The sequence below is a fragment of the Paenalcaligenes hominis genome (genome assembly GCF_041359055.1).
Lineage (GTDB): Bacteria > Pseudomonadota > Gammaproteobacteria > Burkholderiales > Burkholderiaceae_B > Paenalcaligenes > Paenalcaligenes hominis_A.
The window spans coordinates 566,317-589,143 of record NZ_JBGJKZ010000002.1; the positions used below are offsets into that span (position 1 = coordinate 566,317).

At 48.8% G+C, this 22,827-nt stretch carries 15 protein-coding genes and 2 pseudogenes; 2 read left to right on the forward strand and 15 right to left on the reverse strand.

Features of this window, described 5'->3' with window-relative positions; genetic code table 11:
• Window positions 1–45: 45 nt before the first annotated feature.
• Window positions 46–1,077, reverse strand: coding sequence for a methionine synthase (locus tag ACBP46_RS06635; RefSeq protein WP_371015947.1), 1,032 nt, complete (start codon window positions 1,075–1,077; stop codon window positions 46–48).
• Window positions 1,078–1,104: 27 nt separating this feature from the next.
• A complete protein-coding gene (locus ACBP46_RS06640; RefSeq protein ID WP_371015948.1) occupies window positions 1,105–2,082 on the reverse strand; it encodes a DUF1852 domain-containing protein in 978 nt (325 codons plus the stop codon).
• 301 nt (window positions 2,083–2,383) lie between these two features.
• Between ACBP46_RS06640 and ACBP46_RS06645 the strand changes: the two genes are divergently transcribed.
• On the forward strand, window positions 2,384–3,274 hold the full coding sequence (locus ACBP46_RS06645) for a LysR family transcriptional regulator (RefSeq protein WP_371015949.1): 891 nt from the start codon (window positions 2,384–2,386) through the stop codon (window positions 3,272–3,274).
• A 546-nt stretch (window positions 3,275–3,820) separates the two neighbouring features.
• Here ACBP46_RS06645 and ACBP46_RS06650 read toward each other — a convergent pair.
• From ACBP46_RS06650 to ACBP46_RS06670, 5 genes are all read right to left on the reverse strand, one after another.
• The gene (locus ACBP46_RS06650) at window positions 3,821–7,672 is read right to left on the reverse strand and encodes a hypothetical protein (RefSeq protein ID WP_371015950.1); all 3,852 of its coding nucleotides are present in this window, start codon (window positions 7,670–7,672) and stop codon (window positions 3,821–3,823) included.
• A 153-nt stretch (window positions 7,673–7,825) separates the two neighbouring features.
• Window positions 7,826–8,044 carry a helix-turn-helix domain-containing protein gene (locus ACBP46_RS06655; RefSeq protein ID WP_371015951.1) on the reverse strand — a complete coding sequence of 73 codons (219 nt, stop codon included), beginning with the start codon at window positions 8,042–8,044 and terminating at the stop codon, window positions 7,826–7,828.
• Window positions 8,045–8,465: 421 nt separating this feature from the next.
• Window positions 8,466–8,840 (reverse strand): plasmid mobilization protein, encoded by a 375-nt coding sequence (locus ACBP46_RS06660; RefSeq protein ID WP_371015952.1) that lies wholly within the window; start codon window positions 8,838–8,840, stop codon window positions 8,466–8,468.
• 1,044 nt (window positions 8,841–9,884) lie between these two features.
• Entirely contained in the window at window positions 9,885–10,823 is a 939-nt protein-coding gene (gene trfA, locus ACBP46_RS06665; protein ID WP_371015953.1) for a plasmid replication initiator TrfA, read from the reverse strand.
• 29 nt (window positions 10,824–10,852) lie between these two features.
• Window positions 10,853–11,068, reverse strand: a complete 216-nt coding sequence (locus tag ACBP46_RS06670; RefSeq protein ID WP_371015954.1) for a helix-turn-helix transcriptional regulator — start codon at window positions 11,066–11,068, stop codon at window positions 10,853–10,855.
• A gap of 109 nt (window positions 11,069–11,177) precedes the next feature.
• Here ACBP46_RS06670 and ACBP46_RS06675 point away from each other — a divergent pair, with 109 nt between their 5' ends.
• The gene (locus tag ACBP46_RS06675; protein WP_371015955.1) at window positions 11,178–12,020 is read left to right on the forward strand and encodes a hypothetical protein; all 843 of its coding nucleotides are present in this window, start codon (window positions 11,178–11,180) and stop codon (window positions 12,018–12,020) included.
• A 92-nt stretch (window positions 12,021–12,112) separates the two neighbouring features.
• Here ACBP46_RS06675 and ACBP46_RS06680 read toward each other — a convergent pair whose 3' ends face one another.
• The 8 genes and pseudogenes from ACBP46_RS06680 to purL form a co-directional block, all read right to left on the reverse strand.
• Window positions 12,113–12,577: a hypothetical protein gene (locus ACBP46_RS06680; protein ID WP_371015956.1), complete on the reverse strand. Its 465-nt coding sequence runs from the start codon at window positions 12,575–12,577 to the stop codon at window positions 12,113–12,115.
• 139 nt (window positions 12,578–12,716) lie between these two features.
• Window positions 12,717–13,451, reverse strand: a pseudogene (locus ACBP46_RS06685) (tyrosine-type recombinase/integrase); the annotation flags it as partial.
• A 219-nt stretch (window positions 13,452–13,670) separates the two neighbouring features.
• Window positions 13,671–14,093 (reverse strand): type II toxin-antitoxin system VapC family toxin, encoded by a 423-nt coding sequence (locus tag ACBP46_RS06690; protein ID WP_371015957.1) that lies wholly within the window; start codon window positions 14,091–14,093, stop codon window positions 13,671–13,673.
• A complete protein-coding gene (locus ACBP46_RS06695; RefSeq protein WP_080995577.1) occupies window positions 14,093–14,338 on the reverse strand; it encodes a FitA-like ribbon-helix-helix domain-containing protein in 246 nt (81 codons plus the stop codon). The genes ACBP46_RS06690 and ACBP46_RS06695 overlap by 1 nt, the downstream gene beginning before the upstream one ends.
• A gap of 57 nt (window positions 14,339–14,395) precedes the next feature.
• Window positions 14,396–15,256: pseudogene (locus tag ACBP46_RS06700) on the reverse strand (tyrosine-type recombinase/integrase); the annotation flags it as partial.
• 291 nt (window positions 15,257–15,547) lie between these two features.
• The gene (gene guaA / locus ACBP46_RS06705; RefSeq protein WP_371015958.1) at window positions 15,548–17,134 is read right to left on the reverse strand and encodes a glutamine-hydrolyzing GMP synthase; all 1,587 of its coding nucleotides are present in this window, start codon (window positions 17,132–17,134) and stop codon (window positions 15,548–15,550) included.
• A gap of 88 nt (window positions 17,135–17,222) precedes the next feature.
• The gene (gene guaB / locus ACBP46_RS06710; protein ID WP_371015959.1) at window positions 17,223–18,683 is read right to left on the reverse strand and encodes an IMP dehydrogenase; all 1,461 of its coding nucleotides are present in this window, start codon (window positions 18,681–18,683) and stop codon (window positions 17,223–17,225) included.
• A 42-nt stretch (window positions 18,684–18,725) separates the two neighbouring features.
• The gene (gene purL / locus ACBP46_RS06715; protein ID WP_371015960.1) at window positions 18,726–22,784 is read right to left on the reverse strand and encodes a phosphoribosylformylglycinamidine synthase; all 4,059 of its coding nucleotides are present in this window, start codon (window positions 22,782–22,784) and stop codon (window positions 18,726–18,728) included.
• Window positions 22,785–22,827: the final 43 nt, after the last annotated feature.

Consider the following 22,827-nt stretch of genomic DNA (forward strand, 5'->3'; position numbering starts at 1 on the left):
AAAACCCGCACGCAGCGGGTTTAAACACACAAAGTTTATTTTGTGTTATTTATTTAATAGCTCTTGACGCACAATCTCGGCACCTGCACTTAGGGCAAAGAGTTTGCCTCGAGCCACATCACGGGGCAAAGGAGCCATACCGCAGTTAGTGCTGGGGTAGAGTTTGTCTGCGTCTACAAACTGTAGCGCTTTGCGCAAGGTGTTAGCCACTTCCTCGGCTGTTTCTATGGTATGAGTCGCTACATCGATAGCCCCTACCATTACTTTTTTACCACGGATAAGTTCAATCAAATCCATAGGCACGTGTGAGTTTTGGCACTCTAAGGAAATAATATCAATCTTGGACTGCTGCAGTTTAGGGAAGGACTCTTCGTACTGACGCCATTCAGAACCAAGTGTTTTTTTCCAATCGGTGTTGGCTTTAATGCCATAGCCATAACAAATGTGCACGGCTGTTTCACACTTTAAGCCTTCGATAGCACGCTCTAGGGTGGCAATACCCCAGTCGTTAACCTCATCAAAGAACACATTAAAAGCCGGCTCATCAAATTGAATAATATCAACCCCTGCCGCCTCAAGCTCTTTGGCTTCCTGATTTAGAATTTTTGCGAATTCCCAGGCTAATTTTTCACGGCTTTTGTAATGGTTGTCGTAAAGCGTATCAATCATGGTCATGGGCCCAGGCAATGCCCATTTAATAGGCTGCTTGGTTTGCTGACGTAAAAACTTTGCATCCTCAACAAACACAGGCTTAGTCCGTGACACCTCTCCTACAACGGTTGGGACGCTAGCATCGTAGCGATCACGAATGCGCACGGTTTCACGCTTTTCAAAATCCACACCATTCAAATGCTCAATAAATGTCGTCACAAAGTGCTGACGCGTTTGCTCGCCGTCGCTGACAATATCGATACCCGCTAGCTGTTGTTCGTGCAAAGTTAAACGCAATGCATCCTGTTTACCCTCGATTAACTCATCCCCTTCAAGACGCCATGGAGACCATAAGGTCTCGGGCTGCGCTAGCCAAGAGGGTTTAGGTAAACTACCCGCTGTAGACGTGGGTAACAATTTTTTCATAATAAATGACCTTGTTGTTTTAGTTGATTAAAGCGCGTAATTAGCAGCCCATTGTTCAAGAATGGCTTGATAGGGTTTGATAAAGTGCTCTTCAGTAAATTTACCCTGCTCGACCGCAAGCTGGCTTCGTTCCTCTCTATCGTAAACGATTTGCGTCAACGAATGATTGGGGTTTGATAAGCTAGGCTGATAGCGTTTTTGCGCAGCAGAATTCGCGTTGTAAATCTCAGGACGATAAATTTTTTGGAATGTCTCCATGGTGCTGATTGTACTAATCAGCTCAAGGTTTGTGTAATCATTAAGCAAGTCGCCTTGGTGATAAAACGCAAATGGCGCAACGCTATTGGGTGGCATAAAATAACGTACCTTTAGGCCCATCTTTTCAAAGTACTGGTCCGTAGAGGAAAATTCATTTTGTTGGTATTCCACACCTAAGATAGGGTGCTGGTTGCCTGTCTGATGGTAGATTTTGCTGCAAGCCACACTTAAACAAATTACAGGTGCTTTACTAAAATGTTTTTTATAAGCCTCTGAATTTAAAAAGCATTTAAAAATCTTGCCATGTAAATCACCAAAATTTTCAGGTAAGCTAAATTCAGTTTTATTTTTATTGTGTTCAGGCAACACCACACTGAAATCATAATCGCGCACGTACGAAGAAAAGTTATTGCCTACAATGCCTTCGACACGGGTGTTATTTTTATGATCCAAAATATTGGTTTTTAAAACTTCAATGGTAGGAAAAGTGCTGCCATTGCCCTCTACATCGATATCTACCGAAACAATCTCTAATTCAACCGAATACCGATCGCCATTTGGGTTATCCCAATTAGCCAGATCATTAAAGCGACTATTGATCATCTTTAAGGTATTGCGTAGGTTTTCTTGACGACTGGCTCCGCGCGCTAAGTTGGCGAAATTAGTCGTAGCCCGCGTGTTTTTAGAGGGCTCGTAGTTTTCATCAAAGTTGATGTTTTTAATGCTAAATGTGAATGCTTTATTCATTGTGATCTGAAGCCTTAATTTCTGAGATAAAACTGAAATGGAATAATCTGAGTCATCGGCTAGGTGTTAGCCCTGACGTAATAGTTGTATTCATTATTTGGTGTACGTTCAGGCGTAAAGCCCACCACCTGATCGTAGAAAGCAACGTCACGCCCCCATATTTATCCATCTAGAAGGTGGCTTGTCGTTCTGTACTGCTCTCAAAAGACAAATGAATAAGTAACGTGTTGTATTGTAGGAAAAGGAATCAATGAAGTAAAATGGCTTTATCTCACTAATCAATGAATTTTACTCACACATCATGTTAGAACGCATTCACCTTCTCGTCATACAACAAGTCGAAAAACAAGGCTCCCTAACGGGTGCAGCAAATGTCCTCCATGTGACGCAATCAGCACTTAGCCACAGTATGAAAAAACTAGAGCAACAGCTGGGCATAGAAATATGGCGTCGCGAGGGCCGCAGCCTGCAATTAACACAAGCCGGTCACTATTTATTGGCGGTGGCTAATCGCGTCTTACCGCAATTAGAGCTGGCTGAAGAACAACTGCTTCTGTTCGCCCAAGGACAACGCGGCTCATTACGCATTGGCATGGAATGTCACCCCTGCTACCAATGGCTGCTCAAAATCGTTTCCCCTTACTTATGTGCTTGGCCCGATGTAGACGTAGACGTTAAACAAAAATTTCAATTTGGTGGTATTGGCGCTTTAATTGGTTATGAGGTTGACCTATTGGTCACCCCAGACCCCGTCTTTAAACCAGGACTACGGTTCGAACCTGTATTTGATTACGAACAAGTGCTTGTGGTGGCTAAAGACCACCCTCTGGCTAAGCAAAACTATGTCAAACCCCAAGACCTCATCACAGAGGTATTAATTACCTACCCCGTCGATATTGAACGCCTAGATGTCTACAACCAGTTTTTACTACCAGCAGGCATCACACCATTACGCCACAAAACCATTGAAACCACCGATATCATGCTGCAAATGGTAGCCAGCGGCCGTGGCGTCTCTGCCCTACCCCGATGGCTGGTTGAGGAATACGCCCACAAACTTGCCATCGTCCCATTAAGCCTAGGTACTGACGGTATCGCCAAGCATATTTATCTCGGTACCCGAGAAACCGACCACAACATTCAGTACTTACAAGCTTTTGTTGAACTAGCTCGTACTACATCTTTGGAATAAAAACGAGGACAAGTGTGTAAACCCTAATGCTGGAAGCAAAGCAGAAGCTAACTTGCTTAGCTCTGGGCTTACGATTAGGTAGTAAGGTATAGACTTTGACCGAGGCATCACGATTTGCTAGAGCTAGCAAGCTTTAATGCCAGGCTCAAACGGGGCTTGGTACTTCTTTTAGTTGCTAGGGATTGCTAAACATAAAAAAGCCCGCAATTACGCGGGCTTAGTGGCTTTTTATGCCTTAGGCTGCTGGACTATTTCAGGCGCGGGATTATTCCCACTCAGTCATAAACAAATAGAAAAAACCAAATGAGAACAAAAGCTTACTTATTTCCAATTATCTAATACCATGAAAAAGACCATGTTCAGATTTTTTGGCATCTACCATACCTGCCTACCTACCTCCAGCGGCCCCATGCTTTAGTACCCCACCACCTTGGTATCCTGGGCGCAGCTCTCCGTAGTTAACGGTCTTACGACAAGCATGCAAGTCCCAGCATTCTCGGGATTGGAGCGGCGGAAGTTCGGATAGAGTTGGCTGTTACCTTAGCTTCATTCAAATCGCTGTTCGCGTTCCTCATCCTCTTGCTGTTCGCGTACTTTTTCATGCTCGATCCACTTAACCAGTTTTGCAGACACCGATTTCGCAGCTACAGCGATCTCCGCACTCTCATGTTCAACCAACCCACCAATTGCATCTGCACGGGGTTGCATCACGTTCACTCGGCTACCAGACCAAGATGAAGGTGTGACACGCTCGGCGAATGCCTCCAAGACGGCTTCTGGCTCAGGAGAAGCTTCAAGCAGCCTGACCGCTGACTCCGACATCGTAACTGCTCCCTGATCTCCATTCTTTGACCAAAGACTGATACCCGCTGCGACAGAAGCCCATACACTGGTATCGCTTCTGGCACGGCACCACTCAATCAAAACGTCCACATCGATTTTAGCGAGAGGAGACCGGCGTAAGCCACCATGGCGAATAAAGAACAGTCGTCGATGTTGTTGTTCTTCAGTGCCCTCAAAAATGCGATTGAGAAATGCTTCCGGCATCAACGTGGCGGTCGTTTGAATGGCACTTTCAAATGCATGAATATAGCCATAGTGCTCATCAACAAAAGCTAAGATAGTGTCCAGCCACTCTAGCTTTTCGGTCTCGTTGCCATCGAAGCGCAACGCGGCACCGATGACGCACTCCATGTGATGCTCCCCAATCCCTCCGGGGTCACTGTGATCTCTTTGGAACCTCTGGATCGCTGCTCTTAGGCCGACCAGCCGAAGGGCTGAACCAAGTGTATCCACAGCTCCCTCTTTGCCATGTAGCTTCATGCTTAGGGCATCCAAAACCACGTCATCGCCGTTCGGTTTACTCAGAAGTCGCTGAGCAAGATCAAGAACACGGACTTCAGGCAAGTCAGCATACGCGTCCCGCCACAGGATTGCTCCATACATCCACGCACGAGTGTCAGGATCATCCAGAAGCGCCATACAACGATCTAAGTCAGTTTCTGTAAACTCCCGCCAGGGATGCAAACCAACCAATACGTGTCGAAGTTCAGGATGCTGTGCGCACTTGTCGAGTAGCTCTTGGGCTAGTAATGGGTTGATAGAGTCTGCCTCTTCGATGAAGCCGCCAAAGACTGCAAAGTTCTTGTTGACTTCAGGCTGCAATTCCAGTTGATCGACGAGTTGCTGCCAGCAAACTCGCATGTCATGTGCCCCCTTCGCTAATCCCCTCCCGAATGCAGTGCGATGGGGTGCCCAATCGTTGGAAAACAGGCCGGGACCCAACTCGTCGAGTTCATAATCTGATACCGCGAAGTCCTCTCCCAATCGGAGCGCCTTGGCTTCAAGTCGCGTTTCAGCTTCGCGATACTTGTTGGCGTCGTCATGATCAAAGTCGGCGTCTAGCACCCAATGGTCGCCTCCTACGCTCAGCACATATACCATTATTGTAGGAACCAAGTCATGGGGTTCCAACTCCCTCTCTAATGCGGCAAGATTGTCCGGCAGTGGCTCGGAATCGTCCTCATCTTTGCGCTTGGTGTAGTCGAAATAGATTGTTGAACGAACGGCTTTCCAACCTTCGCCCCAACACTGGTAAGCATGTAACTCGCGAGCCGCATCGACGAGTTTGTCCCTTATCGCTTCTTGATGCCACATCCCTCGAAACTTGTTCGCCAGGGTCAGCCGTGCAGGCCCTTCAAGATCAGGATCGCCGGAGGTTCCCAATCGCACCGCAACGTCGATAAAGGCGCTACGCCACTCTACAAGTTCATCGTGGTTGGGTTGGAGTCCAATGTCTCTCGGACGAGCACCAAACTCGTTCACCCCGAAACCCGTCCACGGCGGCCCATCGAGGGCAGCCGCCAGCATCTTGGAGCCCAGCGATCTGCGTCCAGCCACGCCTGATGAAAGGCATTCGTTCATGATCGCAATGCGCTGACCTAAAGAGGCATGTGTGCCAGACAGGTAAGCTTGGAAAAACCTCGTGATCATCTCCCGAACAGAGTTGTAGTTGTTGTCCTCATCTTCGTGGTCCGCCACGCGGATCAGAAGCCTGAGGCAACGCTCAAAGGCGCCCGGCTCGTATGCCAATGACTGCAAAAGATTGAGAATGGTCGTCCGCCGTGGATTGACACGCGGTTTCATTCCCTCGAAATCGGGTGAGGTAAGCTCGGCTTCGAGCCTATCAAGCAGTGCTCCAGGCGCAACCGGGCCGACATAGTCCAACATTCGTAGCGCCATATCCCCCAACTCTAAAATCCGCCCTAACAGCCCATCTGGCTGGAGCCAAGCTTCAACGAGATCTGTCGCCACTGGATGATCGTGCAACAGCCCAAGCCTGTGTGCAAACGACATTAGCAAGCGCTGACGACCAGATGCTTCAAAGGTCGCCCTGAGTTGATCAACAGGGATACTATCAAGTGCCGATGCTGCCAGCTTGTTCGCAATGGCATGGGGCAGGATGGCCCGCCAATGAGCTCGCTTCTGCACAACATGGCGACCCACCAGTCTGCTGACGGATCGAAACAACTGTCTCGGGGAATGCCCCGAGATCGAGCCTAAAATTTCCAACTCATTTTGATCGACCTCAGAGCTTGAAACGGAGAACGAATACACCAGCGATAATATTTCAGCCTGTTCCCGAAGATCATCGTCCGCATGATTACGCTGCTCAAACAAGCGGTTAAACAACTGCGCGTCAGAAAGCTGAGCCAAGCTCTCACCTTTCTCTACCCTCTCAGCGATTGCCAGGGATACTCTCGCATTCCCATCAGCAAACTCTGCTATCCGGCGTGCGTTGTTCTGACCGATGTCAGGGAAGCGACGATTCAGAAGCTGCTCGGCCACCTCCGGGCCGACTGCCTCTATCTGGATTACCTCCGTTGTTTGAGGCTTGTCGTCTCTAATGTCATACTCAACGGTGATGAGCCTTACATCACCGCCTGAGGTTGATACCTTGCTTGCCAGCGCAGAATGAAGATCTGATGGGCAATTATCGAGGATCATGACGGCGCGGCGGCCCTCAGCGATAAGCCTGTCCAGCATTGCTGTTGCCGAAGGGTCCGGTTCAGCACCCGTATCGACATACACAGCTACGGTCCGGTCGAGGGCATGTGCGCCAACCTTTTCGTCGAAAAGAGCCTGCACAATTCTGGTCTTCCCGACGCCGGATAAACCCGTGATGCGGACGGCCTTATTCGTAGACCGAATGAGGTCCCGCATTGATTCAATTGCATCTTCTATGCTGAGCTTCTGGCCCTTCCCTGATGGCAGCATGACCGTCACGCCTGGGGCCGAAATTAGCGTATCCTCAGCACCTTGAGGTGGGTTGCTCCAAGAACCGTATGGCTGCCAACCAGAGTATCCTTGGCCGAGTTTTCGTTTTGCCCACAGCAGGACTGACGGGTGCTGACGCAGCCATTGAGCAAGCTTCGAGCGGTCGTAGAAGTCTAGGTGGATAACAGCATTGTTGGGATCAACCTTGACGGCATCCCGCATCGCTCCAACGCGTTCCGCTTTCATAGGAGGCGAACAATCATCATCCAAGCTGACAATTATGTAGCTCCCTCCTTTCGAAGCCTGATCTGAGATAGCCACTGACAACTCTCCGCCCGTGATCATTTCATTCGTGATTCTCCCCTTCGGCATCGAGTGTTTCTTAGCCTGAAAGATCGTATCAGGCCTTGCAAGAAACCCTGTACTCAGGGTATCGACAGGAATCTGAACGTGGATATCAATTCCGTCATCAGGGGCATTGATTGAACCTGACCATCTGACCCATGCAGGACTATGTCCTTGCGCTGCCACTTCGGCCTCAGCGAGGCGAGCAATCAGCTCTTCTAGTTGACTGTCGGACAGCCGGAGTAATTCGTCTTTCTCGATATCAAAGATTGACACGATTCACCTCAGTTGAAAATATTGCTGTTATACCCACAGAGGTAATCCAACGATCCTGCAACAGGCTGGCCTCCATTAAACCCCGACCCAAGCGGACTGCTTCACCCTGTCAGTACAGCCAACCTCTAGCGACCGTTAGATCATCAAAATTCCTCATTGACGCGGCGCAACTGCGCCGACGTGCTTGTAAAGCGTGGTTCGTGATACATCATATCTACGTGCCGCCTCGACCACCTGAATATCTGGATCACGCAACAGGGCCTTGATCTCTCGCACCTGCTGCTTAAGCGCATCGTGCTGCATATCCACATGCTGGTCGTCCGTCGAAACACGGGAGTACCCAATGCATTGATTCATGAACATTTTCGACATTGAAAACTTGACAGGTATGTTAACAGCCCGGTTATGCCAAGAAATAGGGAAACGAATTCCGCACGCCTGTTCAAAAAACCACCGTTTGCTGAACACGCATTAACTGTTACTTATATACAAACTATTTTCTTTTTGGTGCCTCTTCCCTCTCCATAAATCCCTACCCTGGTCAAAAGCTATCAACTAGGGGTTTTATAAGTTTTAAAGAGTTTTAACAGTTTTATCTGTGGACAACCCGAAAAACACATTTAAAACCAATGCATTGCAAGCTCCCTTGGTCCCCAATGTACGGGTTTTAGCCCCTAATGTACGGAAAACAGCCCCCAATGTACGCGCTTTGGTCCCTAATGTACGGATCATTCACACAACTAAAACACTCGAGTTAGTCCGCATAACCAGGCTTAACTCTCTCTAAACCACCTCAAAAACGCGGGCCCTTTAAGGCCTTGCTCATCAAGTCCATCATTTTCTTTTGAAGCAATCGAAAATCATTCATCAATACCTCAACCGAATGTGCCGAAGCGCCATGACCACGCTTTTCCCGCAACCAGAGTTTCAACAAGCCTGCCACCCTACCCAGATCTCCATTCACTTTCACCATGTCCGTCACAGCGTGCAGGTCTAAAACAGAACGTACTTTCTGATTCAAGGCAATCGCTCGCAGAAAGGCAGACATTGATAAGCCTGACATCTTTGCCTTTTCTTGAATTTCTGACATTTCTTCTGACGTTACAAAAACTTTGATGTACTTCCCCCTTGGTCTTGTGCCATAGGTTCCACTTCTTTTTTCTTCCATGTTTTCCTCTCTGGTGCGGTAGCACCCGTATGCCTCGCAGAGCAAGCGTGTCGTCGAGCTACAGCGAGTCGATCAGGTGTTGGGGGACGACAAGCACAGCTTGTGGGCCCACAACACACATCTTGCCATCAGATTCAGTGCAATTATGTGCAACTCTCCAATGTCTAAAGCCTGTTTTTCACCAAATCGCAATAAATCGCATAAGATCGCATTAAGTCGCGTTTAATCGCATTTGTTCGCATATGTTCGCATTTCATCGCACTTAATCGCGTACACCAAAAATAAAAACAGCTTCTACACTGCGATTTATTATGAATTTCTGGCATTACGTCTCAGAAGGTCTTCAAAGCAATAGATTGGTTTAGTTATTCCGTAAACCAAAGCAAACGCTCCAAATCAGGCCGTTCTGGGCTTTAAATGACCATAGCCACGCCACCCACCTTGGAAAACGAAAAAACGGCTAAAAATCTCTCCTACGCTCCTCCAAGGCCATACCTAGGTAGTTAATAGACACGAGCTCGAAGCCGCCTACGTGTAATAAGGATAAGTTTTCATACATTAGGAGCCCACTTCCGTACATTGGGGTCCAGTGTCTCTAAGTCATACAAGCAGCTCCTTCTATGACTGTAGAAAACAACACCCTCTAACTCGAAGGTGCACTGCCTTTGCTCATCCCCTCTTCCTCCCTCTTCTTTGGAGCCTTTTATCAGATCTAACACCCACCACATAAAAACCATAATCACTCAAAGCCACCTTTTACGGAATTGGCTCTTTAAGCAGTCCTAGGAGAAAAACCCACTGTTTTCTATTTCATTTTTCATAGAGGTATTACCCCACAAAAACGTTATATATATAAAAAACGTTAATCGCGCGCGTGTTATGGTTTTTGTAAGCTATATGTTCATTGGGCTGTAGCAGTTTTATGTTCCTGAAAGCACGAAGTAAGCGTTCCTAAAAGCACGATACAATCCACAGGCCCATCCCGAGTTACCCACAGCCTAAAAACACGTTTTTTTCAACGGCTTTTTAGTAATCAAACTCGCCTCAACGCCCTCTGGCTTTGCTTGATTTTTTCTCACGATGCGCAGATGGCGGTGCATGTGATCGTCCCATAAACATGTCTTTCACCTTAGCCAATTGCCCCTTAGGGCTACTAGCATAAAACGTCAGTTCATCCCGCTCAGCATCCAGCGACATTGAGTAATCTGGCAAGTTTCTTGACTCAGCTAGCGCCTTCATCTCAAATCGAAAACGACGCAACGCACTTACACTGCCACTTTTTTGATGTAACACTGTCAACGATACGCGCCAAAGTGGCTGCCTACCGCAGTGCTTTCGTGCTAGCTCATAGATTCGTCTATCCATGGGCTTGCGCAAGCGAAAGTAGGCGTTCGATAGTGTCAGCACTCGCTTCTCCTGAACGGATCGGAATAACCACTTGGGCAAGTCCACCTCAACAGCCACCATGCGAGTCACATCTTGTGATTGCTCTACCACTCGCCAACCATCAATCAAACTAAAGCCTCTATTTTCACGCAGACCTCCTGTTTCAATGCTAGTTTCAACCACCGTCCCTTTTAATCGACGCAGCATCTCAATCATTCTCTCGTAAGCTCGGCCACTGGTATCACGATGGGTCGCCCTCAAAAAATCAAACGCAGTAAATCGAACGGTAGGAGCTATGGTACGGCCACGGTTAGCGGCTTCGATCAGCTGGCTGATGCAATAGATCCAAAGATCCTTGTCATGAATCGTCGCGCAGCCCGTTGCACCCGGCAAAACAGTGATGGTTTGTCCATTACGATCGTAGCGTCGCACCTGCGTATCTCCTGCTCGCAATGCAAAAATGGGATGCTCCATACTGGCTACATCATTTTTTGGTGCTGGATCAAGAATATCTGCGACAAGAAATGCCCTCTGCCGATCTTCAGCTGCGTCTGGCTGGATGACCACCCCACTCACTGCCTCATCGTCTGGCTTCACACTTACACATAGTGAATAAAAACTAACGTCTACTCACTCGCCCCAGGGCGTAATGCACGAATACTCGATTGTTTGCGCGACTCAATCCACGCCTCAATCTCGGCCAAATCCCACGCCACGTTGCGACTCGTCAAAACGATGCGACGAGGGAATTCACCACGTTGCTCCATGTTGTAAATTGTCCGTTCAGACAAGGGAATTATGCTGTGGAGTTTTTTGCGGTTAATGAGTATTTTGCGTTCCATCGTATTTGCTCCTTCGTATCAATCAGTTGCCTGACGATACTTGCCAATGCTTGTATGGATGCGCAAAGTTGTTAGAATAAAGTTGAGATCACAGCCGAGCAGCGCCTTCATGAAAAAGCTGAACTTCGACCCCATTTATCAAGAAACCAAGCGAGTCACTAAAACCTCATCTGCGCGTATTCAAGCCAAATTGAATGACCCGTGCTCATGGTGCTTTTGTGAGCTGTGTTGGCGCACAACGGAATACTCAACTAACGTGGATTCGCCCCAAGTCATAAAACGACTGCTTCGTGGCAACGCAAAAATCGTCGATGTAACGCCCACAATGAGGGAAGCCGCTCGCAAAAAAGCGGACATCATAGTGGAACGCTATGAGAAAGCCTTAAAAGGTGAACTAGGACGCTACACAGCATCCCGCCTCTATAGCCAATACTGTGACGTGATTGATATGCGAAACGACCGCTCTGTCGAGGGCTTTAGAGATTGTGTGGAACGGATAGCCCTGTATCAGGAATGGGCAAAACATGGCGAGCTAGCTTGGAACACCCGCAAGCCCGGACAAGATGATAAAGCGGCAAAACCAAGCAAGCTGTATTGCGAAATGCACAACCCTAGACGAAGCGATGAAGCCCGACGCGCCTATCAGCGCGACCGACGATTCATGGCCGAGTATGAAAGCCTAATGGAAGCCATCTGGTCGCAAGGCATCAACACTATGTTTTTATCGCCTTGGGATATTGAGGCACACGCGTACGTACGACGAGAGGCTTATAGGCTGCTTCAAGAGGCTAAGGCTCCTAGAGCAACTGCGAGCACCATTCAAGAGCTTCTAGATCAAGGTATGAATCAATCTGAAGTTGCACAGGATCTAGGGATATCACGGCAAGCAGTATCGGCGGCTATAAAGAGACGGAATCTTGGAAAAGGGCGCTTACATGAGCATTTCAATTAAGGCTACCAGACGGAAACCCTCAACCCACAACCCACAACGATCCATTGAGGACTGTTATATTCAAACCACTCACATTGACTGTCTAAACAGCCCTATTGAACTTTTAGGTGTTTAAAATCTGCCGCTGTAAGCGATGAACGTCTAACCAAATTACGTGATAACATATCTTGCCGAATAGCAGCTACAAACTCAGCCATGGCCTTTTCCTTCTGTTCGTCGGGATACGCTGTAGCGGAGTGGACTGTTTCCAAAAATGCGTAGCCTTTGCGAATAACATCATCTGGACAGTAGAGCCATGCTATGTTGAGCTGGTTCAGGAAATCATTTTTCAATTGCGGCGCGTTTTCAGCCCCAACATAGAAACCTCTTAACGAACTTAACAGCTCCTTATAGCTCGCCTCTTTTCTCCGATATTGATCAGCAACTCGCTGCCGCCACTCGTTCACGAACCAAGCAACAGTAGCACTGACCAACGGCAAAGCAAGCCCCCAAAAGTCTGGAGAGGAGATAACTTCCTTAATAAAAATCATAGTCTCAATTTTGGATTGCATAGACATGTTCAATCATTAATCACTTTATATTAAAACTAGTGTAGTTCGTCTAAAGCTGTATTGATCCAACTGAACCTGCTCAAATGAAGATGCGGACATTACAATCTCACTTTTATCCGCCCTACAATATAATTACAATTGTAGCTCAGCGAACACTCCCAGCCGTCCACCCATCAATCATATCCGCCCAATCCTGCAACATTTCAGCTCTCTGTTCCCTATACTCCGCCTTGTTGTACACCGCTCTCACGTCACGTTGTTCGTGCACTAGGCACTTTTCAATCCAATCCGTGTTGGACTCTGCCTCATGCAACAAGGTGCTCGCGGTACGTCTTAAATCATGTGGCCCAAACTTCGCTAGCGACTGCCCTTCCTTTTGGGCCAGTCGGTAGGTTAAGGTCAGCACCTGATTCAGCGTCGCGCTGCTCATGGGTTTATCAGTATCATAGCGGGATGGCAGAACGTATTCCGACCCGCCCGCAAAAGTTTTTAATGCAATGAAGATATCCAAGGCCTGTCGGGATAAGAACACCAAATGAGGATTACGGCGTTTCATGCGCTCTTTGGGGATGGTCCAGAGTGCTTCGGTGAAGTTGATCTCGCTCCATGTGGCATTGGTCAGCTCACTCTTGCGCACCATGGTCAACAATAAGAGCTTGGCGGCGGCTCGTATAGAGGGAGATGTACCGATTCTTTCTATGTATTGATACATCAGGCCAATTTCTTCTGGTGTTAAGGCCCGGTCGCGCGGTTCAAATCGGGCAATACTGGCTGGACGTACTAGCTCTGCCGGATTCTCTACTTTTTGGCCGCGTTCAATCGCCCAGCGGAAGATTTGCAGCACCAACTCACGTGCGTGCACGGCGGTTACCGGTGCGCCTAACTATAGACAGACCGGCGTATATCTCGTGTGGAAGCTATCAAACAGCGCCTGATACAGCATTACCCTAATCATATTGCCTCAAGAGCGTCTGTGTTAAATCGATCAGGTCATCTAACAAGGCACTATCTATACTAGCTTTTTCCTCTGCTTCTTACACAACATTCCATAGGACAGTTGCGGCACAAACTTAGATAGCGGTGTATCTACTGCTAGTTATTAACCCTCACCCCAAGGGTTAATAACTTTCAATCCCGCTGCTTCAAACGGGCTGGTATCTCTTGTCGCAACAATAAAACCGCCTTCGTGTGCTGTTGCTGCTATTACTGCATCTGCAGCGGCAATGCCGCTACCGGACTTTTTAGCAGTTGCAAGTACCTCTGCATAAGCTCTGGTACATGACATATCAAATGGCAACACTCGCCCTGCAAACAACGGCAACAGCCTTTCTTCAATCCTTGAGCTAAGCAGTTTTTTGCGCTTGCCCTCCGGCATCAGCGCAACGCCTGCACGAATCTCCGCAATGGTCATTGCAGACAGATATAGGGTCTCAAGTAGCTGCTCATTTAGCCAAGCTAAAACACGCTCATCAGCCTTTGCCCGGAACTGTTCAGATAAAACATTTGTATCAAGCAGAATCATTAAAAACTCACAGCCCGTGCCGGTGAGTGGTCGCGCTCAAAACCTGCTGCCTCTTCATCAGTCAGTTTTACTTCGCGCCCTATTTCGCCCAGCAAATTGCCCAACTTGACGCGACCTTCAGGTTTTACTGCCTGCTCAAAAATGGCCAGCATTTCCGCCTGGAGTGACCTTCCGTGTTGTGCTGCCCGGACTCGAATCGCTCTGTGTACTTCCTCGGGAACGTCCCGAACTGTTACTGCTCGCACTCTCATAATCAAACCCTCCTAATGCAGTCTATGCTTTCAATTATATGAAACGCTTTCAAAGGTGGCAAGCGCCTGCCGTGATAAAAACACCAAGTGCGGGTTACGCCTCTTCATGCGTTCCTTGGGAGTCGTCCACAGCGCTTCACTAAAACTGATCTCGCTCCAGGTCGCATTGGTTAGCTCGCTTTTGCGCACCATGGTCAGCAACAGCAGCTTGGCCGCCGCACGATTTGTTGGGCTTGTAACCACCCGCTCCATGTACTGATACATCAACCCGATTTCTTCTGGTGTCAATGCTCGGTCACGAGGCTCAAACTTAACAATTGTGGTTGGACGCACTAAATCGGCTGGATTTTCGACCTTCTGCCCTCGCTCAATTACCCAGCGGAACACTTGCATCATGATTTCGCGCACATGAACGGCGGTGGCCGGTGCCCCTCGCTCGACGATGGCGTCGGTGAGTGCCCGCAAGTCCTCATGGGTAATCTCTATCAGTTTCTGATTGCCAAATCTAGACAGCAGCTCGCGCTCATAGACTGAACGGCGCATATCCCGTGTGGAATCGGCCACTTGATAGCCACGTAACCACTTTTGTGCCCACGCATCGAAGGTATCAGCATCTTTGATCCGAGTTTTAGCGCGGGCTTTTTCTTTGGCCGGAAATTTACCTACGGCAATCATCTTTTTGGCTTCGCCTAGTTGCTCTCGCGCCTCGGCCAATGTGATGCCGTCTAGACCGTAGCGACCAAAGGTGATGGTTTCTTGCCTGCCATGGATGCTGTAGTTGTAGCGAAAAGAAATGGTATCCGTGGGCGTAACAGCGATATACAGCCCATCCCTATCGTTGACTTTGTAGAGTTTCTCTTGTGGTTTTAGATTTCTTAGCTTGGTATCGGTTAGCCTTAGGGGTGGCTCCATATCCATTCTGATACCATGACTAAAAACCACGTCAAAAATCAGAAAAAAATAATTAAAAACAAGGTACTATGATTTTTCAACACCATGAGACAGAAAGTAAACCTCACATGGTATTTACTTTAATCATGGCATCAACAGTTCATAACACCAAGTTTCATACCACAAATAAATTGTACTTGAGGCTGCCAAACGGTGCCAGATCGTGCCAGACACAAATACAAAAAAGCCCGCAATTACGCGGGCTTAGTGGCTTTTTATGCCATCAGATGCCTAGCCGTGCCAGACGCGGGATTATTCCCACTCAATCGTCGCAGGCGGTTTGCTGGATACGTCGTAGGTGACGCGATTAATGCCGCGTACTTCGTTGATAATGCGGCCTGAGACACGTTTTAGCAATGAGTAAGGCAATTCGGCCCAATCGGCAGTCATGAAATCAGAGGTTTCTACGGCACGTAGTGCAACCACGTACTCGTAAGTGCGGGCGTCGCCCATCACGCCAACGCTTTTTACTGGTAAGAAAACAGTAAAAGCTTGCGAAGTCAGTTCGTACCAATTTTTGCCTGTGGCTTCGTCAACGGTGTTGCGAAGCTCTTCGATGAAGATCGCATCGGCTTGGCGGAGTAAGTCGGCGTATTCTTTTTTCACTTCACCTAAAATACGTACCCCTAAACCTGGGCCTGGGAACGGATGACGGTAGACCATTTCGGCGGGTAGACCGAGCGCAATGCCTAGTTTACGTACTTCGTCTTTAAATAGCTCGCGCAAAGGCTCAAGCAAGGATAGGTTTAAGGTTTCTGGCAAGCCGCCAACGTTGTGGTGAGATTTAATTCCAGTGGCTTTGCCAGATTTGGCTGCCGCGGACTCGATCACGTCAGGATAAATCGTACCTTGGGCTAACCATTTGGCATCGGTTTGTTTAAGGGCTTCGGCTTGGAAAATCTCAACAAACTCTTTGCCAATAATTTTGCGTTTGGCTTCAGGGTCGGTTACGCCAGCCAGTTTACCCATGAATTGGTCGCTAGCATCGACGTGAACAATGTTCATACCGAAGTGCTCGCCAAACATGGCCATGACCTGTTTGCCTTCGTTCAAACGTAACAAGCCGTGGTCAACAAACACGCAAGTTAGTTGGTCACCAATAGCGCGATGAATAAGTGCAGCAGCAACGGAGGAGTCCACCCCACCGGATAAGCCTAATATGACATGATCGGAGCCCACTTGCTCACGGATGGAAGCGATGGCTTCTTCGACGTAGTCAGGCATATTCCAGTCGCCTTCGCAGCCGCAGATATCACGGACAAAACGCTCAAAAATAGCCGGGCCTTGTTTGGTATGAGTGACCTCTGGGTGAAATTGCACACCATAAAAGCGACGTGTTTCGTCTGCCATGCCAGCATAAGGACAAGAGGCGGTGGAGGCCATGACGCTAAAGCCTTCGGGCAAAGCGGTAACTTGGTCGCCGTGAGACATCCATACATTTAACATGCCATAGCCTTCGGGAGTCTCAAAGTCTTGGATGTCTTTTAAGAGCGCAGTATGACCATGGGCACGGACTTGAGCGTGGCCGAACTCGCGGCGCTCGGCTTGTTCTGTTTTGCCACCTAGGTGCAATGCCATGGCTTGCATACCATAACAAATGCCTAAAACCGGTACGCCTAAATCAAAGACAGCAGCAGGAACCTGTAGTGCATCGTCAGCATAGACAGATGCGTGACTGCCCGACAAAATCACCCCTTTTAAATTGGGCTGACTGCGCAAGAACTCATCACTGACATCGCCAGGATGGATTTCGCAATAGGCACCGGCTTCGCGAATGCGACGTGCAATGAGCTGTGTAACTTGTGACCCGTAGTCAAGAATAAGAATGCGTTGGTGCATGATAACTTTGTAGAGGTAGATGAAAATCGGCCAAGCCGCATGAGGCAGCCTGGCCGATTAAAGCATTAAGTACAAAAACTAAACGCGTTTAGTCAGCCCGATAGTTAGGGGCTTCTTTGGTGATTTGCACGTCGTGTACATGAGACTCGCGTACACCGGAGGCGGTGATTTCCACAAACTCGGCTTTGTCGTGCAATGCAGGAATGGATTCTGCGCCGCAATAGCCCATTGAAGCACGTACACCACCCACTAACTGGTAAATAATGGCGAGTACAGAACCTTTGTAAGGCACACGGCCCTCGATGCCTTCGGGAACCAGTTTGTCTGCATTGCTGCCGGCTTCTTGGAAGTAGCGGTCAGCAGAGCCTTCGACCATAGCACCCAAGCTACCCATACCACGGTAAGACTTGTAAGAACGGCCTTGGTACAGGACCACATCGCCAGGGGCCTCTTCGGTACCTGCAAACATACCGCCCATCATGCAAGCAGAAGCCCCTGCGGCTAGCGCTTTGGATACATCACCTGAAAAGCGAATACCACCGTCAGCGATTAAAGGCACACCTGTACCACGTAGGGCTTCGGCTACATCAGCAATAGCTGTAATTTGAGGTACACCCACACCGGCAATAATACGTGTAGTACAAATAGAACCTGGGCCAATACCTACTTTGACCGCATCGGCACCGGCTTCAACTAAGGCTAGGGCTGCTGCTGCGGTAGCAATGTTGCCACCGATGACTTGGATATGGGGGTAGTTTTGTTTTACCCAGCGTACACGATCAATTACACCTTTGGTGTGACCATGAGCGGTGTCTACCACGATAGCGTCTACGCCAGCCTTGGAGAGCAGGTCTACACGCATTTCTGTGTCGCCACCTACGCCTACCGCTGCTGCCACACGTAACTGACCGTGTTGGTCTTTACATGCATTGGGGTGCTCGGTGTTTTTGACGATGTCTTTCACGGTAGCTAGGCCACGAAGCTCGAAGGCATCGTTCACAATGAGCACACGCTCGAGGCGGTGTTTGTGCATGAGGGCTTGAGCTTGTTCGAGGGTAGCGCCCTCGGGCATGGTGATAAGACGCTCTTGGGTGGTCATGACTTCGCGAATGGGGAGCTCGAGGCGATCCTCGAAGCGTAAATCGCGGTTAGTAACAATCCCCACCAGCTTGCCGTTTTCTACAACAGGCAAACCTGAAAAGCCGTTTTCTTTTTGTAACTGAATAGCATCCCGCACTTTCATATCGGGAGTGACTGTGATTGGATCAATCACAATACCGAACTCGTGACGTTTAACACGAGACACTTCACGTGCTTGTTGTTCTGCTGATAGGTTTTTGTGGATAACACCGATACCGCCTTCTTGGGCCATAGCAATGGCTAAGCGGGCTTCGGTAACGGTATCCATCGCAGCAGATACTAGGGGGATGTTGAGTTTGATGTCGCGCGTAAATTGCGCGGAGAGATCGGTATCGCGAGGTAAGATCTGCGAGTACGCAGGCACTAGCAATACGTCGTCGAATGTGAGAGCTTTTTTGATAAGACGCATGTCTTTATATCCCGTCCAAAACCTGATTATACGCTGATTTTTTTAACCTAGCCAGACACGTGCGTTGTAGAACAAACGCATCCATGGTGTTAAGCCACCGTTTGTTGCGTTAGCACCACCCGCATCGTGAGGCCCCCATTGCTGTGGTGCCCACGACAGCTGTACGTTACGAATGACGCGTTCGGGGTGCGGCATCATGATCGTAAAGCGTCCATCTGCTGTAGTAACCCCTGCGATGCCATTTACACTGCCATTCGGGTTATAGGGGTACTGCTCGGTGCGTTGACCACGGTTGTCTGTGTAGTGCAAGGCGGAGTGAATAGCACTTGCATTGCCTTGACGCTCGAAGTTGGTAAAACCTTCACCGTGCGAAACCACAATAGGTAAACGGGTGCCTGCCATGCCTTGAAGGAAAATAGAAGGCGAGTCCGCAATTTCTACAGAGGCCAGACGGGCTTCGTATTTCATGGACTGGTTTGCTGTAAACAAAGGCCAGTTTTCTGCGCCGGGGATCATGGGGGCTAATGCCGCCATCATTTGACACCCATTACATACCCCAAGCGCAAACGTATCGTTGCGTTGGAAAAACTCGGCAAACTGCTCGTTAAGCATGCTATTAAAGCGGATGGTACGTGCCCAACCCTGACCAGCACCTAACACATCACCATAACTAAAGCCCCCAGCAGCCACAATCCCTTTGAGGTCATCTAAACGACGGCGTCCACTAAGTAGATCGGTCATGGGTAAATCTATCACCTCGAAGCCTGCTTGGGTAAATGCCCATGCCATTTCGAGTTGACTGTTACTGCCTTGCTCGCGCAACACAGCAATTTTGGGACGCACACCTGTTTGAATAAATGGAGCTGCGATGTTTTCTTGGGGGTTGAAATTAACCTGTACCTGTAAGCCTGGGTTTTCCACGTCATCCCAAATCGCGTGCTCGGCTTCGGCGCTGGCTGGGTTATCACGCAATAACATCATTTGGTGATTCACTGCCGACCACGTTTTACCTAAATCTGCCCGAGCAATTTGGTAAATACATGCTGCATCACGGTACACCTCGATGGTATCCGTTTGATTAGGTTTGCCAATCACATGCGAGTGCGTAGACAAGCCGGCATCGCGTAACTGCTGTAACACTGCATCGCGTTGATCAGCAGGCACTTGGATGACCGCACCGACCTCTTCGTTAAACAAGGCTTTAAGGGTAAGCTCGTCGCGTTGTACGGCAACTTGCTCGGCACGAATTTTAAAATCACCCCAATCGGCGGCATGCGGATCGATGGTGAGCATATCAATATTCATCGACACGCCGGTATGACCAGCAAATGCCATTTCAGCAACCGTCGCAAATAAGCCGCCGTCTGATTTGTCGTGATAAGCCCAAATTAAACCCTGATCGGCTAAAGAACGGATGCTCGTAGCAAACGATTTTAATAAATCAGCGTTAGTGAAATCCGGTGCAGCGGTGCCTACTTGGCTGAACGCATGACACAATACCGAGCCAGCCATGCGTTGCTGACCTTCGGCTAAATCGATAAAAATCAACACGCTGTCCGCATCAGTGCGTAGTTGCGGCGTTAAGGTTTTACGCACATCCGCAACTTGAGCAAAAGCCGTTACGACCAAGGACACGGGTGCCACTACATCGTGCTCTTTGCCGTCTTCTTCCCAAGCGGTACGCATGGAAAGAGAGTCCTTGCCTACAGGAATGGATAAGCCTAGCTCTTGACACCATTGACTTACGGCAGTCACAGTATCAAACAAGGCGGCATCTTGCCCTGCTACCCCACATGCAGCCATCCAGTTTGCTGAAAGCTTCACATCATCAAAACTGCGTACATCGCTAGCCAACAGGTTAGTCATGGCTTCAGTTACCGCCATACGACCCGAGGCAGGCGCATCAAAAATCGCAATAGGGCTGCGTTCACCCATAGCCATGGACTCACCGCGTACCTGCTCGTAATCAGCCAAGGTTACAGCACAATCGGATACAGGAATTTGCCAAGGCCCGACCAATTGATCGCGGCTGCATAAGCCCCCTACACTGCGGTCACCAATGGTGATGAGGTAGTTTTTATTAGAGACCGTGGGATGGCGCATAACACGCTGCACGGCTTCTGCTAATTGAATAACGGGTAAATCAAGTTCGCCTGTAATGGGCTCTAGACGCGTAACATCACGCAACGTGCGTGGCGCTTTACCTAAGATGACCTCTAGCGGCATATCGACCGGAGCGGGGGTTTGTGCAACTGGACTGGGCTCGGCATAACCAGGGATACCTTCACCATACGTTACACGTAACTGACGCTCTTCGGTGGCTACACCTACTACGGCCCATAAGCAACGCTCACGCTCGGCAATGGCTTTAAATCGTTCTAAGTCAGCGGGGTTAATCGCCAATACATAACGTTCTTGAGACTCATTACACCAAATCTCGGCAGGAGAAAGACCGGATTCCTCTAGCGGCACATGGGTTAGATCAAAAATAGCCCCACGTTCTGCGTCATTAACTAGTTCAGGGAAAGCATTAGACAAACCGCCTGCGCCCACATCATGGATAGCAACAATAGGGTTGTTTTCGCCCTGCTGCCAACAGCGATCAATGACCTCTTGTGCGCGGCGTTGCATTTCTGGGTTGCCCCGCTGTACAGAGTCAAAATCCAGCTCGGCCAAATTAACGCCCGATGACATACTAGAGGCCGCACCGCCCCCCATACCAATACGCATGCCTGGACCACCCAATTGGATTAACAATGCACCAACGGGTAATGGGTCTTTATGGGTTTGGCGATCGTCAATGGAACCCAAGCCGCCTGCAATCATAATGGGTTTATGATAACCCCAATGCTGACCACCAATGGTTTGCTCAAAGCTACGCATGTAACCAAGCAAATTGGCACGACCAAATTCGTTATTGAACGCAGCACCACCCAAAGGACCAACAGTCATAATATCCAAGGCGGTAGCAATACGGTCTGGGAAACCCAACGAGTCTTTATCCCAAGCCTCGGCTAAAGCAGGTAGTTGTAAATTGGAAACGGTATAGCCCGTTAAGCCCGCTTTAGGTTTAGAGCCTCGGCCTGTAGCGCCCTCGTCACGAATCTCGCCCCCCGAGCCTGTACCGGCACCAGGATACGGTGCAATCGCAGTGGGGTGATTATGTGTTTCGACTTTCATAAGGGTATGAATTAGACCCTCATAAGCCTGATAGGCCCCTTTTGCATCCGAATCAGGCAAGGAGGCATGAAACACACTCGCTTGCCCACCCTCCATAATGGCCGCATTGTCGGCGTAGGCCACAATGGTTTTTTTAGGCTGAGCCGCATGAGTTTCACGGATCATGCCAAATAACGTTTTGCTTTGCTCAACCCCATCAATAACCCACTGAGCATTGAAAATTTTGTGGCGGCAATGCTCGCTATTGGCTTGTGCAAACATCAAAAGCTCCACATCGTGTGGATTACGTCCTAACTTTTGGAATGCTTCGAATAGGTATTCAACTTCGTCCTCGGATAAAGCCAAACCCATGGATTGATTAGCGTGTACCAATGCGCTAATGCCTTGGCCTAGTATGTCTACCGACTGCATGGCTTTAGGTGGCAGATCTTGGAATAAAGGCGCTCCATCAAAGTGTTGGTCTACAACACTTTCGGTCATGCGGTCATGCAGCTGCGCAGCCATCAGCTGTAGCTGATCGGCTTTAATACTTTTGCTACCTAATAGACCACGGCTAGGATCAATGACATAACGAATGCCACGCTCGATACGACGCACACCGCTTAGACCACAATTACGAGCAATATCAGTGGCCTTGCTGGCCCATGGCGACACCGTGCCCAAACGAGGAATAATACGCAGTATTAATTGGTCTTTAGTTAACGTTTGGGAGTCATAAGCAGGTAGTCCATCGTCTAGCAAAGCGGCAAGCTGTTGCTGTTGCTCTGCGTTTAGACCTTCGTCTGCCGTCCATACGTAGTATTCGTAATAGGCCGCAATATGTTGAACAGGTAAATCAAGAGATTGAAAACGCTGAAGAAGACGCTCGCTTTGAAAAGCGGGCAAGGCCGAAGAGCCAGAGAAATATAGTATTGAGGACACGATGTGAGCCAATGCAAAAGTGTTATAAATGCACGCTATTTTA

What these genes read in the sequence shown, in the direction of transcription:
- ACBP46_RS06635 (WP_371015947.1), bottom strand. Translation starts at nt 1,077, where the DNA reads ATGAAAAAATTGTTACCCACGTCTACAGCGGGTAGTTTACCTAAACCC.
- ACBP46_RS06640 (WP_371015948.1), bottom strand. Translation starts at nt 2,082, where the DNA reads ATGAATAAAGCATTCACATTTAGCATTAAAAACATCAACTTTGATGAA.
- ACBP46_RS06645 (WP_371015949.1), top strand. Translation starts at nt 2,384, where the DNA reads ATGTTAGAACGCATTCACCTTCTCGTCATACAACAAGTCGAAAAACAA.
- ACBP46_RS06655 (WP_371015951.1), bottom strand. Translation starts at nt 8,044, where the DNA reads ATGTCGAAAATGTTCATGAATCAATGCATTGGGTACTCCCGTGTTTCG.
- ACBP46_RS06660 (WP_371015952.1), bottom strand. Translation starts at nt 8,840, where the DNA reads ATGGAAGAAAAAAGAAGTGGAACCTATGGCACAAGACCAAGGGGGAAG.
- ACBP46_RS06670 (WP_371015954.1), bottom strand. Translation starts at nt 11,068, where the DNA reads ATGGAACGCAAAATACTCATTAACCGCAAAAAACTCCACAGCATAATT.
- ACBP46_RS06675 (WP_371015955.1), top strand. Translation starts at nt 11,178, where the DNA reads ATGAAAAAGCTGAACTTCGACCCCATTTATCAAGAAACCAAGCGAGTC.
- ACBP46_RS06680 (WP_371015956.1), bottom strand. Translation starts at nt 12,577, where the DNA reads ATGTCTATGCAATCCAAAATTGAGACTATGATTTTTATTAAGGAAGTT.
- ACBP46_RS06690 (WP_371015957.1), bottom strand. Translation starts at nt 14,093, where the DNA reads ATGATTCTGCTTGATACAAATGTTTTATCTGAACAGTTCCGGGCAAAG.
- guaA (WP_371015958.1), bottom strand. Translation starts at nt 17,134, where the DNA reads ATGCACCAACGCATTCTTATTCTTGACTACGGGTCACAAGTTACACAG.
- guaB (WP_371015959.1), bottom strand. Translation starts at nt 18,683, where the DNA reads ATGCGTCTTATCAAAAAAGCTCTCACATTCGACGACGTATTGCTAGTG.